11 protein-coding genes and 2 pseudogenes are annotated in these 15404 nt (G+C 62.7%); 4 read left to right on the top strand and 9 right to left on the bottom strand.

Annotated features, from left to right (window positions below; genetic code table 11):
* Positions 1-12: 12 nt before the first annotated feature.
* Entirely contained in the window at positions 13-1062 is a 1050-nt protein-coding gene (locus ACIOAU_RS19455) for a low specificity L-threonine aldolase (protein WP_181108049.1), read from the top strand.
* A gap of 155 nt (positions 1063-1217) precedes the next feature.
* Here ACIOAU_RS19455 and ACIOAU_RS19450 read toward each other — a convergent pair whose 3' ends face one another.
* The 4 genes and pseudogenes from ACIOAU_RS19450 to ACIOAU_RS19435 all read right to left on the bottom strand — a co-directional run bounded on the left by ACIOAU_RS19450 (position 1218) and on the right by ACIOAU_RS19435 (position 3843).
* Complete coding sequence (locus ACIOAU_RS19450; RefSeq protein WP_375139967.1) at positions 1218-1946, bottom strand: methyl-accepting chemotaxis protein; 729 nt, start codon at positions 1944-1946, stop codon at positions 1218-1220.
* Positions 1947-2081: 135 nt separating this feature from the next.
* Positions 2082-3110 (bottom strand): annotated as a pseudogene (locus ACIOAU_RS19445) (cache domain-containing protein); the annotation flags it as partial.
* A 203-nt stretch (positions 3111-3313) separates the two neighbouring features.
* Positions 3314-3616 carry a cell division protein ZapA gene (locus ACIOAU_RS19440; RefSeq protein WP_101322472.1) on the bottom strand — a complete coding sequence of 101 codons (303 nt, stop codon included), beginning with the start codon at positions 3614-3616 and terminating at the stop codon, positions 3314-3316.
* A complete protein-coding gene (locus ACIOAU_RS19435) occupies positions 3613-3843 on the bottom strand; it encodes a hypothetical protein (protein ID WP_101322473.1) in 231 nt (76 codons plus the stop codon). Before ACIOAU_RS19435 ends, ACIOAU_RS19440 begins: the two co-directional genes overlap by 4 nt.
* 282 nt (positions 3844-4125) lie before the next feature.
* Between ACIOAU_RS19435 and ACIOAU_RS19430 the strand changes: the two are divergent.
* A pseudogene (locus ACIOAU_RS19430) lies at positions 4126-4896 on the top strand (MCP four helix bundle domain-containing protein); the annotation flags it as partial.
* Entirely contained in the window at positions 4879-5751 is an 873-nt protein-coding gene (locus ACIOAU_RS19425; RefSeq protein WP_401184171.1) for a methyl-accepting chemotaxis protein, read from the top strand. The pseudogene ACIOAU_RS19430 and the gene ACIOAU_RS19425, both read left to right, overlap by 18 nt.
* A 40-nt stretch (positions 5752-5791) precedes the next feature.
* Here the strand turns inward: ACIOAU_RS19425 and gbcB are convergent, their stop codons facing one another.
* Positions 5792-6892 (bottom strand): glycine-betaine demethylase subunit GbcB, encoded by a 1101-nt coding sequence (gbcB, locus tag ACIOAU_RS19420; protein WP_101322475.1) that lies wholly within the window; start codon positions 6890-6892, stop codon positions 5792-5794.
* A gap of 293 nt (positions 6893-7185) precedes the next feature.
* On the opposite strand from gbcB, the gene gbcA reads away from it, so the two are divergent.
* Positions 7186-8478: a glycine-betaine demethylase subunit GbcA gene (gene gbcA, locus ACIOAU_RS19415; protein ID WP_150572818.1), complete on the top strand. Its 1293-nt coding sequence runs from the start codon at positions 7186-7188 to the stop codon at positions 8476-8478.
* A 687-nt stretch (positions 8479-9165) separates the two neighbouring features.
* Here gbcA and ACIOAU_RS19410 read toward each other — a convergent pair.
* The 4 genes from ACIOAU_RS19410 to dgcA all read right to left on the bottom strand — a co-directional run bounded on the left by ACIOAU_RS19410 (position 9166) and on the right by dgcA (position 15394).
* Complete coding sequence (locus tag ACIOAU_RS19410) at positions 9166-9936, bottom strand: electron transfer flavoprotein subunit beta (RefSeq protein WP_150572817.1); 771 nt, start codon at positions 9934-9936, stop codon at positions 9166-9168.
* A gap of 10 nt (positions 9937-9946) precedes the next feature.
* Positions 9947-11179, bottom strand: coding sequence for an electron transfer flavoprotein subunit alpha/FixB family protein (locus ACIOAU_RS19405; RefSeq protein WP_103435267.1), 1233 nt, complete (start codon positions 11177-11179; stop codon positions 9947-9949).
* Entirely contained in the window at positions 11179-13131 is a 1953-nt protein-coding gene (gene dgcB / locus ACIOAU_RS19400; RefSeq protein WP_401184025.1) for a dimethylglycine demethylation protein DgcB, read from the bottom strand. The genes ACIOAU_RS19405 and dgcB overlap by 1 nt, the downstream gene beginning before the upstream one ends.
* 202 nt (positions 13132-13333) lie before the next feature.
* Positions 13334-15394 carry a dimethylglycine demethylation protein DgcA gene (gene dgcA, locus ACIOAU_RS19395; protein ID WP_101322481.1) on the bottom strand — a complete coding sequence of 687 codons (2061 nt, stop codon included), beginning with the start codon at positions 15392-15394 and terminating at the stop codon, positions 13334-13336.
* Positions 15395-15404 lie beyond the last annotated feature (10 nt).

Raw genomic sequence — 15404 nt, 5'->3', positions numbered from 1 at the left:
CAGGACCGTGTCATGACAGATAACAGCCAGCAATTCGCCAGCGACAACTATTCCGGCATCTGCCCCGAAGCCTGGGCGGCGATGGCCAAGGCCAATCAGGGCCACGAGCGCGCCTACGGCGACGATCAGTGGACCGAGCGTGCGGCGGCGTACTTTCGCAAGATCTTCGAAACCGACTGCGAAGTGTTCTTCGCCTTCAACGGCACCGCAGCCAACTCGTTGGCCCTGGCCTCCTTGTGCCAGAGCTACCACAGCGTGATCTGCTCGGAGACCGCCCACGTCGAGACCGACGAATGCGGCGCTCCGGAGTTTTTCTCGAACGGCTCCAAGCTGCTCACCGCGCCCAGCGTCAACGGCAAGCTGACGCCTGAGTCGATCCGCGAAGTGGCGCTCAAACGCCAGGACATCCACTATCCGAAACCACGCGTGGTGACCCTCACCCAGGCCACCGAAGTCGGCACCGTGTACCGCCCCGACGAGCTCAAGGCGATCAGCGCCACCTGCAAGGAGCTGGGCCTCAACCTGCATATGGATGGCGCGCGCTTCACCAATGCCTGCTCGTTCCTCGGCTGCTCGCCGGCCGAGCTGACCTGGAAGGCCGGCGTCGATGTGCTGTGCTTTGGCGGCACCAAGAACGGCATGGCCGTGGGCGAGGCGATCCTGTTCTTCAACCGCGAGCTGGCCGAAGACTTCGACTACCGCTGCAAGCAGGCCGGCCAGCTGGCATCGAAGATGCGCTTCCTCTCCGCGCCTTGGGTGGGGCTGCTGGAAGACGGCGCCTGGCTACGCCACGGCAACCACGCCAACCACTGCGCGCAGTTGCTGGCCTCGCTGGTCAGCGACCTGCCTCAGGTGAAGCTGATGTTCCCGGTGGAAGCCAACGGGGTGTTTCTGCAAATGCCGGAGCCGGCGCTCGAGGCGCTGCGCAACAAGGGCTGGCGCTTCTACACCTTCATTGGCAGCGGCGGCGCACGCTTCATGTGCTCGTGGGACACCGAACTCACGCGCGTGCGTGAGCTGGCGGCGGATATCCGCGCCGTTGTGGCGGCCACCCCTCTGTAGAGCCATCCCTGTAGGAGCGGCCTTGTGTCGCGAAAGGGTCGCGCAGCGGCCCCAGATTCTCAGCTTCGCCGCCACTATCGCCGGGCCAGCTTCGCTGGCCTTTCGCGACACAAGGCCGCTCCTACAGGCTCGCGGCAACCCCCGGCGACTGCCCTTTACAGCCTGAAACCACCCATCTGCCGCGCCAGGTCATCGGCCAAGCGGCGCAGTGCCTGGCATTCCTCGCGACAACCAAGCACCTCGGCGGCGGTCTGCCGGGCCAGGTCGGAAATCCCCTGCACGTTGCGATTGATCTCTTCAGTCACCGCTGACTGCTGCTCGGTCGCGGTGGCCACCTGCTGGTTCATGTCACTGATGCGCTCGACCTGATCGGTGATCGCCCCCAGCGAGGCGCCGGTGCGCTGGCTTGCTTCAACCCCGCTACCGGTGGCCAGCTGGCCTGCCTGCATTGACGTCACAGCCACGCCGGCGCCCTGCTTGAGCCGCTGAATCATCTGCTGCACCTGATCGGTAGACAGCTGCGTGCGCCGGGCCAGGGTGCGCACTTCATCGGCTACCACGGCAAAGCCGCGGCCCATTTCACCGGCGCGGGCCGCCTCGATGGCCGCATTGAGGGCGAGCAGGTTGGTCTGCTCGGAAACGCTGCGAATCACCGCCAGCACCTCATCGATCGAGGCCACTTCCTGCGCCAACTGGCCCACCGCCTCGGCGGCCCGGCTGATTTCACCGGACATGCCGTGGATGCCCTGTACCGACTGCTGCACCTGCTCGCGCGCCTGCACCGCTTCGTCACGAGCAGACTGCGAGGCGTACGCCGCATGTCCTGCGTTTTGCGCAACGTCCTGCACAGTCAGGCCCATCTGGTGCACGGCGGTGGCAACCATCTCGGTCATCTGTTGCTGACGTTCCGAGCGGTCGGCGGTGTTGCCGACCACCTGCGTCACCTGTTCGACCGAACGGTGCAGGCGCTCGGTAGTGCTCAGCACCTCGGCGATCAGCGCCCTCTGGCTGTCGAGAAAGCGGTTGAAGCCGCGTGCCAGGTCTCCCAGTTCATCCTCGCGGGAATCATCCAGGCGATGGCTCAGGTCGCCAGCGCCGCCACCAATCTGCACCAGCGCCGTGGTCACCTGACGGATCGGGCGCACCAACCCGCGCGCCAGCAGCACCACCAGCAGCAATGAGAGCAAGGCTACTGCCCCACCAATCAAGCTGGTCAACCATACCGCCTGGCGCATCTGCGCGTAGATCTGCGCCTGCGGCACTTCGGCCACCAGCGTCCAGTTGAGATCACGCAGCGGCAGGCTCAGGGCCAGATACTGCTCGCCGTCACGTTCGAACTGGCTACGCTGCAAGCCTGCGCCCTGCCCCAGTAAACGCTTGGCGGCGTCGCCACCGACCTGTTCGGCGAGCGTGCGTTTGGCGCTGTATTGGTTGTCCGGGTGGACCTGGATCAGGCCGTCGTTGCGCACCAGCATGACCCTGCCCTGCTCGCCAAAGCTGAAGTCGTGGATCAGCTTGGACAACTCGGTCAGGCGCAAGCCCATGCCGGCGATGCCGACCAGCTGCCCGGCCTTTTCGATGCGGTAGTCGATGAACAGCGCCACCTCGCCGGTGGCGCCATCCACGTCGATATTGATCAGCCGCTCGGCACCACTGTCGATGTAGCCATAGAACCACTGGTCCTTGGGGTTCTGCCGGCCAAGGGTGCGATCCAGGCCTTTCTCGTTGTAGTAGTGGCCGCTCGCAGTGGCGGCGAACAACGCGGTAAACGCATGGTTGCGCTGCTTGGCAGCGTCCAGGTATTCGATGAAGCGCGCCGCCTCGGCGGGATTCTCACCGGCAGCGAGCCAGTCACGCAGCAGGGTATTGCCGGCAATATCGGCGGCCGCCACCAGCGGCTGGCTAAGCATGCGCTCGATATCGTTGCGAATGGCCTCGATGCTGGCCGGCAGAGCGGTGTCGAGCAAATAGCGCTCGGTCAGGCGATTGACCGCCACGGTATAGATCGCAACCACCACCAGGATGCTCACCAACAGGGCCGCGCCCATGCCTGCGATCAACTGCAACTGGATACTTCGCCGCCAGATACGCATACGTTTTCCTCCCCAGGATTCTTGTTTTGGAGGATTGTATACACTTACGTATCCATTCAATCCAGCAATCATCGACAAATGCTGAACGCAAAACGGGGAACAGCCACGCGTCACCGCATGGCTGCCCCCCGCTCGAAATTTGCCTGTTGGCTGGTGCTTTACTGCTCGCCGATGGTGCGTGCGATGGCATCTACCGTGGCATCGATCTGCGCCTGAGTGCGGGCGAGCGTCACTTGATGCTCTTTTTGCAGTTCGATCTGCCGCGAGCACAGATTCAGCGCCGCCAGCACCAGCAGCTTGTCACCGATCAGGGTCGGGTACTGGCGCTTGGTTTCGTTGAGGGCGGTGTTGAGCATCCGCACAGCCTGCGAGAGGGTCTCTTCCTGGCCTTCAGGGGCCTTGATCGAATAGTCGATACCCAGAATCGACACGACATTGATCGGCTGCGCTTGCAGTTTCATCCGTTGACGACACCTGCGCTGGCGCGCTCAACCAGCGCCTGGATACGCGCAGCAGTGGCGCCGTGTTTCTCTTCCTGTTCCATCAGCGACAGCTGCAGGCTGTCGTTGTCTTCCTTGGCCTGGGCCAGTTCCTGGGCGATGGCAGCGTTCTGCTCGCTCAGCTGGGTGTTTTTCTGCATCAGGTCGTTGACCAGCTGCTCGAGTTGATTCAGGGAAGTTTCCAACATGGGGTATGTCTATCTCGGGTTGTTGCAGAGGGCGCACACGATAAAGAAAAGCACGCGCCCCCGCCATTAAATATCGGGTCAAAAGGCTTCAGCCAGGCCAGATTGACAGGGGATCGGCCACCTTGTTCCGGCCTGGGTCAACCGCCGGTCAGGATTTGTCGCGGCCAACTCGGGCTTTTGCTCATCGAACTCAAGACTGGCCGGTCATGACCGATAGCCATACAGGTCTTATCTCGACGCAAGGATTGCGCGCCACCTTACCTTGCCCGGATTGTCCAAATCATGTCCCTACGCAATATGAATATCGCCCCGCGCGCCTTGCTCGGGTTTGCCTTGATCGGCGCATTGATGCTTGGCCTTGGCGTATTTTCGCTGGTCCAGATGGGCAAGATTCGCCAGGCGGGTGTCGCCATCGAAAGCATCAACGTGCCGAGCATCAAAACCCTCGATGAACTGACCGCGTTGAGCCTGCGCTTGCGTACGCTGTCCTATCGTCTGCTGGTCAATCGTGACCCGGCCGCTCAGCAAGACACCCTGCGCCTGCTGGACGAGCGCAACGCGCAAATCGACAAGGCCCAGAGCCGTTACCAGACGTTTATCGTCGACGTCGAAGAACAAGCCGCGTTCGATCAGTACGGCCAGTTGCTGACCCAGTACCGCCAGCTGGAAACCCGCATGCGCAACCTGAGTCAGGCCAACCGCATCGAGGAACTGGCCGACCTGCTCAACCGCGACCTGCTGACCAACTCCGAGCAGATCAACAAGGTCATGAACACCCTGCTGGAAATGAACACCGAGCAGGCGCGCAACGCTAACGCCACCGCCGCCAATCAGTACAGCACGGCGTTCACCCTGGTGATCGGTCTGCTCATCGCCGCCACCGTGCTGACCCTGATCTGCGCATTGCTGCTGACCCGCAGCATCGTCAAGCCGATCGAAGAAGCCTTGCAGGCAGCTGAACAGGTAGCCGACGGCGACCTCACCCACACCATTCGCGCCGAAGGCAGCGACGAAGCAGCGCGCCTGCAGCGAGCCATGGCCCGCATGCAGGAAAAGCTGCGCGACACCCTGCACCTGATCGCCGGCTCCTCTACCCAGCTGGCCTCGGCGGCCGAAGAGCTCAACAGCGTGACCGACGAGAGCGCGCGCGGCCTGCAGCAGCAGAACGCCGAAATCGAACAGGCCGCCACTGCCGTTACCGAGATGACCAGCGCGGTCGAGGAAGTGGCGCGCAATGCCGTCAGCACCTCGGAGGCTTCGGCTGAAGCCAGCCGTTCCACCAGCGATGGCCGTGACCTGGTACTGGAAACCGTCAGCGCCATCGAGCGCATGAGCGGTGACGTGCAGGGTACTGCCAAGCTGATCACTCACCTGGCCGAACAGTCGCGTGATATCGGCAAGGTACTCGACGTGATTCGCGGCCTGGCCGACCAGACCAACCTGCTCGCCCTCAACGCCGCCATCGAGGCAGCGCGGGCCGGTGAGGCCGGGCGTGGTTTTGCCGTGGTGGCTGACGAAGTGCGTGCACTGGCGCATCGCACCCAGCAGTCGACCAGCGAGATCGAGCGCATGATCGGCACCATCCAGGGCGGCACCGGCCAGGCGGTCGAGTCGATGCGCACCAGCACCGAACGCGCCGAATCGACCCTGAACATCGCCCGCGGCGCGGGCCTGGCGCTGGACACAATCGCCACGGCCGTAGCACACATCAACGAGCGTAACCTGGTCATCGCCAGTGCGGCCGAAGAGCAGGCTCAGGTCGCCCGCGAAGTTGACCGTAATCTGGTCAACATCAACGACCTGTCGGTGCAAAGCGCCACCGGGGCACACCAGACCAGCGCGGCGAGTGCCGAGCTGTCGCGCCTGGCCGTCGACCTCAGCAGCCTGGTTGCACGCTTCCGCGTCTGACCCAGGCTGCAGCGCTCAAGAGCGCTCAAGCGGCCTCGGCTTAGTACTCGATACGAACGTCGCCGCGCGGCACGCTGCAGCAGGAGAGGATGTAGCCCTCGGCTTCATCCTCTTCGGTGATGCCGCCGTTGTGCTCCATGTCCACTTCGCCGCCCAGCTTGAGCACCTTGCAGGTGCCGCAGATGCCCATGCCGCAGGCTTTCGGGATCATCAGGCCGACCTTGGCCGCCGCCGCATGCACGGTCTCGCCCGGGGCCACGCGGATGCTCTTCTCGCTGCCGACGAACTCCACCAGGTTCAGATCGGACAGATCCACTTCCGGAGCATCGGCTGCCTGTTCGGCGTGCTCGACAGCGTCGGCCTTGGCCTCCGCCGGGGTCGCGCCAAACGACTCCTCGTGGTAGTTCTTCATGTCGAAGCCGACCGCCTCGAGCATACGCTTGACCGCGCTCATGTACGGCGTAGGCCCGCAGCAGAACACCACGCGCTCCATGTAATCCGGGGCGATCAGCTCCATCAGGCGCTGGTTCAGATACCCCCGATAACCTGCCCACGGCTCGCCCAGCCCGTGCTTCTCACAAATGATGTGCAGGCTGAAGTTGGGGATGCGCGAGGCCATCTGTTCCAGCTCGCGGTGGTAGATGATGTCCTTCGGTGAACGCGCGCTGTGGACGAACACCATGTCGACATTGGCGTTGGTGTCGTAGAACCAGCGCGCCATCGACATCACCGGGGTGATACCGACGCCACCGCTAAGGTAGAGCACCTTCGGTGCCGGGAAATCGATTGCGTTGAACAAGCCGACCGGGCCGTGCACCGGCAGTTCGGCGCCTTCGTGCATGGTGTCGTGCAGGTAGTTGGAAACATGCCCACCCGGTACCCGCTTGACCGTGATCGAGAAGCTGTACGGCACCGACGGCGAACTGGAGATGGTGTACGAGCGCATCACCTGCTTGCCTTCGATTTCAAGCTCCAGGGTGACGAACTGGCCGGGCTTGAAGAAGAACATGATCGGCTGGTCGGCCATGAAGCAGAAGGTGCGCACATCCCAGGTTTCCTGGATGACCTTGACGCAGCGCACGATGTGGCGGCCGTTGGCCCAGGTCTGGGTGCTGACCGGGTTGAGGAATGTTTCGGACATGTTGTTCTCCAACGGCCGACTACCGGCCTTTTATGGCTCCGATAATGCTCAAGGCCGTGGCCCGGCACATTCCCATCAGCGACATCGGCGTGCTTATCGCGACCAGCCCCGCACGACAAGGGCTGGCGCGTCGGAATTCGATTCGGCCATGTCGCCCATGGATACGGCTCAAGGCGCCCTTGATCGCACACTCCACGGCAAATAGACCTGATGTTTTCTGCACCTGCCTTGCGGCACTAAAACAACGATTAGCCACCTTTCGCCGGCCTTTATCGGCCTTGAGGATTACAACGATGGACGTCACCGCAACCCTGAGCCTGGGCGATCCACTGGAAGCTGCACGCAAGGCCACCGCCGAGATGCTGCAGACCCGCGAGCGCACCTACTCGCTGCCCCAGCCGTTCTACACTGACGAGCGTCTGTTTCAGATCGACATGCAGGAAATTTTCCAGAAGGAATGGCTGATCGCGGGCATGACCTGCGAGATCCCGACCAAGGGCAACTTCCTCACCCTGCAAGTCGGCAAAAACCCGATCATTGTCATCCGCGGCGCCGAAGGCAAGGTGCATGCGTTCCACAACGTCTGCCGCCACCGCGGTTCGCGGCTGTGCACCAGCGAGAAGGGCAAGGTCGCCAAGCTGGTCTGCCATTACCACCAGTGGACCTACGAGCTGGACGGTCGCCTGCTGTTTGCCGGCACCGAAATGGGCGATGACTTCGACATGAAGGAGTACGGCCTCAAGCCGGTCAACGTCAAGGTCGCTGGTGGCTACATCTTCATCAGCCTGGCGCAGAACCCGCCGGCTATCGACGAGTTCCTGGCTACGCTCGACCACTACATGGAACCGTACGACATGGAGAACACCAAGGTGGCGGTGCAAACCACCTTGATGGAGAAAGCCAACTGGAAGCTGGTGCTGGAGAACAACCGCGAGTGCTACCACTGCTCGGGCTCGCACCCAGAGCTGCTCAAGACCCTGCTCGAGTGGGACGACACCAACGACCCGCGTGCCGATCAGTCGTTCAAGGACCACGTCGCCGCCTGCGCTACGGCCTGGGAAGCGGAGAAGATCCCTTACCTGCACAAGAGCCACGGCCTGCGTAACCGCATCGTGCGCATGCCGCTGCTCAAGGGCACCGTGTCCATGACCATGGACGGCAAGCAGGCGAGCAAGAAGCTCATGGGCCGCATCCAGAACCCAGACCTGGGCTCGATGCGCATCCTGCACCTGCCGCACTCCTGGAACCACTGCATGGGCGATCACATGATTGTCTTCACGGTGTGGCCGATCAGTGCTCAGGAGACCCTGGTCAGCACCAAGTGGCTGGTCCACAAGGACGCTGTTGAAGGCGTTGATTACGACCCAGAGCAGATGCGCAAAGTGTGGGACGCGACCAACGACCAGGACCGCCGTCTGGCTGAAGAGAACCAGCGCGGGATCAACTCCACTGCTTATCAGCCTGGGCCGTACTCCAAGACTTACGAGTTTGGTGTGGTCAACTTCATCGACTGGTACAGCCAGCGCGTGCTGGAAAACCTCGGGGCGGAACCTGCGCCTTATCTGAAAGAAGTCGTTACGCAGTAATAGACCTGCCGGGCATGCCTATGGTGTGCCCGGCAAGTTGTCCACAGGTACCCGGCAGCATCCTCAGACCTCGCTCCACTCCCCTCCTGATCAATTATTGATCAATTCCATGCAGGCCTTTAGATACGTGGCTTGCAGCGGATGCCGAACATGTTGTCCACAGAAGCGCCAACAGACTTTGTGAACAACGCTCGCTACGCATGTGGATAAGCTATCGAGAGCCCTGAATCTCAGGCATCTGAGCATCTTGTGAAGAAGATTGATCGAATTTTGATCAATTCCATGTAAGCCACGGACTACGTGGCCTAGCGAGTTAGCCGAACAGTTTATCCACAGGCCGGCTAACAGCGATTGTGGGCAACTTCAAAGCTTGAACACGCAAAAAAGCCATGAAAATCCATGGCTTAGCCTGATCAATTATTGTACATCTGGCTGTAAGCCGCGAATTCAAAGGGCTGCAGGCATTAGCGAACACTTTATCCACAGCCTGGCTAACAGCAAATGTGCGTAACACCACTGCCCCCTGTAGGAGCGGCCTTGTGTCGCGAAAGGCCCGCAGAGCGGGCCCAACGATGTCAGCGGTGAAGTTGAAAATGTAGGGCCGCTTCGCAGCCCTTTCGCGACACAAGGCCGCTCCTACAGGGACCGCGCGCCACCGCCGTACCCGCATGAGTCGGGAGGCCGCTACTAGCGCAGCACTCCTTCCTCTACCAGCAGCTTGAGGATGGCCTCGGCGCCTTCCTGGGGAGAAACATCCTTCAGCACCTTGCCGCCACCACCGCTGGCCTTGGCTGTTGCAGCCTTCATCCGATCCGCGCCGCTCTTGGCCTTGATCACCTTGAGCCGCTTGGGCCGTGGTCGGGCCGGTTGCAGCTCGGCATCCGCCAGCAGCTCATCTTCGACAATCGCCACATCACGCGCTGCCAGCACGCCACGCCGCGCAGGTCCGAACGCGCTTTGGCGTGGCTTGGGCGCTGCGTTATCCACAGTGGCCAGCAACGGCAAGCGCACTTTCAACCGGCGCCGCTGACCACGCGGCAGCGCCTGCAATACCTGGGCGGTGCCATTCTCGATCGACTCGACCTCGGCCAGCCCGACAATCAATGGCCAACCCAGCTTCTCGGCGAGCAAGAACGGCAACATGCCGGAACCCTCGCCGGTCTCGGCCTGGCTGCCGGTCAACACCAACTGGGCGCCAGCATCACGTAGATAGTCGCCAAGCACCTCGAGCACATCAGCCCCTTCCGGTTGCTCAAGTACATCCAGATGATCCAGGCCCATGCCCAGATAAGCGCGCAGCGCCTCCTGGCGGTGATCGCCAGCATGCACCACCTGCAAGTTATCCCCAGCCAGCTGCAACCCCAGCTCGACCGCACGGGCATCCTGCTCGGCCCGGCGACTACGGCCAGAGCCGGGATGAGCACCAATGGAAACCAGGCTAATGACCTTTGTACTCATGTTGGAACCCTTATGCCGCGTCGCGCTGGCCGCCGCTGCGGTAGTTATCCACAGCTTCGATCAGAGCCTGAAGAATCGCCGCGCTGTCGCCAATCACTGACAGGTCGGCCCGTTTGATCATGTCGCAGCCAGGGTCCATGTTCACCGCCACCACCTTGTCACAGGCACCAATGCCCTGCAGGTGCTGGATCGCGCCTGAGATGCCGACCGCAACGTACACCCGTGCGGTAACCCAGGTACCGGTGGCACCCACCTGGCGCGTACGCGGCATGAAGCCGTCGTCGACCGCCACCCGCGAGGCACCTTCGGTGGCGCCCAATGCAGCGGTGGCACGGTGGAACAGCTCCCAGTCCTTGACGCCGTTACCGCCAGAGACGATGAATTCCGACTCGGCCATGGCAATGGCGGCCGGGTCGACCGCCACCGAGCCAAGGTCTTCGATGCGCGACAAGCTGCGCGCAACGCTTGTGGACAACTCGACCGGCAGCGCTTCATGGCGGGTTTCACTGACCGGCTCGGCGCATTCGGCAGCAGCCAGAATCAGCCGTGCCATGCCCCGTTGCAGGTCTTGTTGGCCCGCGCCAGCACGGCCGATGCACTGGCCATCCTTGATCTGCCAGACCCGCGTCGCCGGGCGTTCACCCAGTGATGCAGCAAAGCGCCGGCCAAGCTCACCGCCACCGGTGCGGCTGTCGGGCAGCAGCCAGTGCTGCGGGGCAAACTGGTTATCCACAGCGCGCAGGCCCTGCACCAGTTGCTCCGGTGCATAACCCTGGAATGCCTCGCCTTCGATCACCAGCAGGCGATCGACACCGGCGGCGCCGAAATTGCCTTCCTTGTGCTCGCCAAAAACAATTGCCAGCACCGCGCCATCCTTGCCGGCCAGGCTGTGGGCCAGGCCGAGCAAGTCGCGGTCGTGAGGGCCAAGGCGGCCGCCGACCATGTCCGGGACCACGGCGATGTAGAACGCAGGATCTGCCACCTGATGTAGCGGCAACTGCACTTCAGCTGCAGCCGTACGCCGGCCCCCGGTAGCGGTGCCTTGCTGGGCACCGCTGCGGTCCAGGCGCTTGAGGCCGCTGGCCGCAATGAAGCCTGCGGCAATTGCGTGGGGGTTCTTGCGGATGATGCCATTGGGCCCCATCCAGCTGGTTTGCTGGGTCTGCATCGCTGCGTGCAGCGGATGCAGACGGTTACGGGCGATCCACTCGGCGCGTGGGTCGCGGCGGATGATGTCGCTCATCAATGCACCTCCGCAGGTTCACGTTTGGCTGCTGCAAGTTTCGCAGTAGCTGGAGCATCGGCTTCGATCAGCACATCGGCGACCAACTCGGCGAGGTCCTTGATCAGTGGCCGTGGTTCGACCACGCCTTCAAGCATCGCGGTGCACTGTGGGCAACCCACGGCGACCACTTCGGCCTCGGTTTCGCGGATGTCGTCCATGCGCATATCGGGGATCCGTTGCTTGCCCGGGATGTCGGTGATCGGCGCACCGCCACCGCCGCCGCAGCAGCGTGAACGGAAGCCCGAGCGCTGCATCTCGCGCACTTCGATGCCCAGCGCCTTGAGCACTTCGCGCGGCGCCTCGTACTCGCCGTTGTAGCGGCCCAGGTAGCACGGGTCGTGATAGGTCACGCTGGAACCTTTGTGCTGGCCGAGGTTGAGCTTGTTGGCGGCGATCAGCTCGGCGATATAAGTGCTGTGGTGCAGCACCTGATAGTCACCACCGAGCGCGCCGTATTCATTCTTCAGCACATGGAAGCTGTGCGGGTCGCAGGTGACGATGCGCTTGAAGCGGTACTGCGCCAGGGTCTGGATATTGCGTTTGGCCAGTTGCTGGAAGGTAGCTTCATCGCCCAGGCGACGGGCAACGTCGCCGCTGTCGCGTTCTTCCAGGCCGAGCACGGCAAAGTCCACGCCTGCCGCCTTCAGCACTTTGACGAAGGCACGCAGGGTGCGCTGGTTGCGCATGTCGAAGGCACCATCACCGACCCAGAACAGCACCTCGGTGGTTTTCACCTCGCTGAGCAGCTGCAGGTTGAGGTCGGCGGCCCAGTTCATTCGCCCACCCGGGTTGAAGCCGCCCGGGTTGTCGGTGGCGATCAGGTTGTCGAGCACCTCGGCGCCCTTGTTCGGCGTGGCGCCTCGTTCCAAAGTCAGGTGACGGCGCATGTCGACGATGGCATCGACGTGCTCGATCATCATCGGGCATTCCTCGACGCAGGCACGGCAAGTGGTGCAGGACCACAGCGTGTCGGCATCGACCAGGCCATTGACGATCGGCTGATGCGGATGGCCGCCATGCTCGCCCAGCGGCTTGCCCGGATACGGGCTGCCGGCGAACTTGGCGTCGGTGCCACCGGCCAGGCCGATGACCATGTCCTGGATCAGCTTCTTCGGGTTCAGTGGCTGACCAGCGGCGAACGCCGGGCACATCGCCTCACACTTGCCGCACTGCACGCAGGCGTCAAAACCGAGCAGTTGGTTCCAGGTGAAATCGGCAGGCTTTTCTACACCGAGCAGCGCGTTCGGGTCTTCCAGATCGATTGGCTTGAGCCCGGTCGAGCGGCCACCGCCAAAGCGTTCGGCGCGGCGGTGCCAGGCCAGGTGCAGGGCACCGGCGAAGGCGTGCTTCATCGGCCCGCCCCAGGTCATGCCGAAGAACAGCTCGGACACGCCCCACAACACACCAAGGCCCAGCACCGCGACCATCACCCAGCCGCCAGTATTGGCGGGCAGGATGCCGGCCACCGGCAGCGTCGCAATGAAGAAGCTCGCCGCGAATATCAACAGGCTTTTCGGCAGGCGCATCCATGGCCCTTTGGAAAGCCGCGCAGGCGGATTGAGGCGCCGCTTGAAGACGAACAGTGCGCCGGTGAACATGATCACGGTGGCGACCAGCAGGGCGTAGCCAAGGATCTTGTTCTGCAGGCCAAAGCCATGCACCAGAATCGCCAGCGCTGCCGACAACACAAAGCCGCCTGCAGTGGCGACGTGGGTGTTGGACATGTACTTGTCGCGCTCGACCACATGGTGCAGATCCACCAGGTAGCGCCGCGGCATGGCCAGCAGGCCGCCGAGCAGGTTGACCTTGGACGGCCGGCCACGGCGCCACATGCGCACCCGGCGCAACGCGCCGAGCACTGCCAGGCCAAGGGCCGCGAACAGCAGAATGGGTAAAAGGGTGTTTAACATGGGAGGCTCCCACAACAGCTGAAATCGTGCGCCGCGCTCAAGCAAGCGCGGCGCGGACCCCTGTAGGAGCGGCCTTGCGTCGCGAAAGGGCTGCAACGCAGCCCCAGGATCTATGTAGCGTCACAAGATCGCCGGGGCCGCTTCGCGACCCTTTCGCGACACAAGGCCGCTCCTACAGGAGGGCCAGTTCATGTGCGATCGATCAGAAGTCCTTGCACAGCCGCAAGGCGTCGTAGATCGCCGCGTGCACGTTGCGCTGGGCCACGCAGTCACCAATGCGATAGAGCAAGTAGCCTTCGCCCGGCTGGCTGAGGATCGGCTGTGGCTTGATGGCAAACAGCGCCTCCACATCGATCTGGCCCTTGTTGCGCGACCCCTCTTTGAGCCCGTAGTACAGCTCTTCGTCAGGACGCACACCGTTCTCGATCACCACCTGGTCAACCACCCGCTCTTCCTTGGCGCCGGTGTACTCGTTTTCCAGCACCGCGATCAGCTTGTCGCCTTCGCGGTAGACCTTTTCCAGCATCAGGTCGCCGGTCATGATCACTTCTTTCGGGTACATGCTGCGGTAGTAGGTCGGGAAGGTGGTGCCGCCCATGGCCACGCCTGGCTTGATGTCGTCGGTGACGATCTCGACCTGGCTGCCTTTGTCGGCAATGAAGTCCGCGGTCGACATACCGGTGAATTCGCAGATGGTGTCGTACACCAGCACGTTCTTGCCCGGCGCAACCTTGCCATCGAGCACGTCCCAACTGCTGACCACCAGGCCTTCGGCAGCGCCCCAATGCTCGTTCTGCTCGACGAACGGATGGCCGCCGACCGCCAGCACGATCACGTCCGGGCGCAGGTCCTGGATGGTCGCGATGTCGGCCGCAGTGCCCAGGCGCAGGTCGATCTTCAAGCGGGCGAATTCGAGCTGGTACCAGCGGGTGATACCGGCAATCTGGTCGCGTTGCGGAGCCTTGGCAGCAATGGTGATCTGCCCGCCCATCTGCTCTTTCTTCTCGAACACGGTGACGTCGTGGCCACGCTCGGCGGCAACCCGCGCCGCTTCCATGCCGGCAGGGCCGGCACCGACCACCACCACCTTGCGTTTGACGCCGGTAGTCTTCTCGATGATGTGCGGCACGCCCATGTATTCACGGGAGGTCGCGGCGTTCTGGATGCACAGCACATCCAGCCCTTGATACTGGCGGTCGATGCAGTAGTTGGCACCGACGCATTGTTTGATCTGGTCGATCTGGCCCATCTTGATCTTGGCGATCAGGTGCGGGTCAGCCATGTGCGCCCGAGTCATGCCGACCATGTCGACATAGCCGCCTTCGAGGATGCGCTGCGCCTGGTTCGGGTCCTTGATGTTCTGCGCGTGCAGCACCGGGACCTTGACCACTTCCTTGATGCCGGCTGCCAGGTGCAGGAACGGCTCCGGCGGGAAGCTCATGTTGGGGATGACGTTGGCCAGGGTGTTGTGGGTGTCGCAGCCCGAACCGATCACACCGAAGAAATCGAGCATGCCGGTCGCATCGTAGTACGCGGCGATCTGCTTCATGTCTTCGTGGCTGAGGCCATCGGGGTGGAACTCGTCACCACAGATGCGCATGCCCACGCAGAAATCGTCGCCAACCTCGGCGCGCACGGCTTTGAGCACTTCCATGCCGAACTTCATCCGGCCTTCGAAGCTGCCGCCCCATTCGTCGGTACGCTTGTTGACCCGCGGGCTCCAGAACTGGTCGATCATGTGCTGGTGCACCGCCGACAGTTCGACGCCATCCAGGCCACCTTCCTTGGCCCGGCGCGCAGCTTGCGCATAGTTGCCGATCACCCGCCAGATCTCTTCCGGCTCGATGGTCTTGCAGGTAGCACGGTGCACTGGCTCACGCACGCCCGACGGCGACATCAGGGTTGGCCAGTTGAAACCGTCCCAGCGTGAGCGACGGCCCATGTGGGTAATCTGAATCATGATCTTGGCGCCGTGCTTGTGCATGGCGTCGGCAAGGTTCTGGAAGTGCGGGATGATCCGGTCGGTCGACAGGTTGACCGAAGCCCACCATTCCTGCGGGCTGTCGATGGCGACCACCGACGAGCCACCACAGATGGCCAGGCCGATACCGCCCTTGGCCTTCTCTTCGTAGTATTTGACGTAACGGTCGGTGGTCATGCCGCCGTCGGTGGCATACACCTCGGCGTGAGCAGTACTCAGCACGCGGTTACGGATGGTCAGTTTGCCGATCTGGATCGGCTGGAACATTGCTTCGAAGGCCATGACGCTATCT

The organism is Pseudomonas sp. NPDC088322 (assembly GCF_044740745.1).
Classification (GTDB): Bacteria; Pseudomonadota; Gammaproteobacteria; order Pseudomonadales; family Pseudomonadaceae; genus Aquipseudomonas; species Aquipseudomonas shirazensis.
The sequence above is the reverse complement of the archived record's forward strand: the minus strand, read 5'-3'. Positions and strand labels throughout refer to the sequence as shown.

Excerpts from the sequence above, each read along its gene's own strand:
- ACIOAU_RS19455 (WP_181108049.1), top strand. The coding sequence starts at position 13 with ATGACAGATAACAGCCAGCAATTCGCCAGCGACAACTATTCCGGCATC.
- ACIOAU_RS19450 (WP_375139967.1), bottom strand. The coding sequence starts at position 1,946 with ATGGTTGCCACCGCCGTGCACCAGATGGGCCTGACTGTGCAGGACGTT.
- ACIOAU_RS19440 (WP_101322472.1), bottom strand. The coding sequence starts at position 3,616 with ATGAAACTGCAAGCGCAGCCGATCAATGTCGTGTCGATTCTGGGTATC.
- ACIOAU_RS19435 (WP_101322473.1), bottom strand. The coding sequence starts at position 3,843 with ATGTTGGAAACTTCCCTGAATCAACTCGAGCAGCTGGTCAACGACCTG.
- ACIOAU_RS19425 (WP_401184171.1), top strand. The coding sequence starts at position 4,879 with ATGGCCCGCATGCAGGAAAAGCTGCGCGACACCCTGCACCTGATCGCC.
- gbcB (WP_101322475.1), bottom strand. The coding sequence starts at position 6,892 with ATGTCCGAAACATTCCTCAACCCGGTCAGCACCCAGACCTGGGCCAAC.
- gbcA (WP_150572818.1), top strand. The coding sequence starts at position 7,186 with ATGGACGTCACCGCAACCCTGAGCCTGGGCGATCCACTGGAAGCTGCA.
- ACIOAU_RS19410 (WP_150572817.1), bottom strand. The coding sequence starts at position 9,936 with ATGAGTACAAAGGTCATTAGCCTGGTTTCCATTGGTGCTCATCCCGGC.
- ACIOAU_RS19405 (WP_103435267.1), bottom strand. The coding sequence starts at position 11,179 with ATGAGCGACATCATCCGCCGCGACCCACGCGCCGAGTGGATCGCCCGT.
- dgcB (WP_401184025.1), bottom strand. The coding sequence starts at position 13,131 with ATGTTAAACACCCTTTTACCCATTCTGCTGTTCGCGGCCCTTGGCCTG.
- dgcA (WP_101322481.1), bottom strand. The coding sequence starts at position 15,394 with ATGGCCTTCGAAGCAATGTTCCAGCCGATCCAGATCGGCAAACTGACC.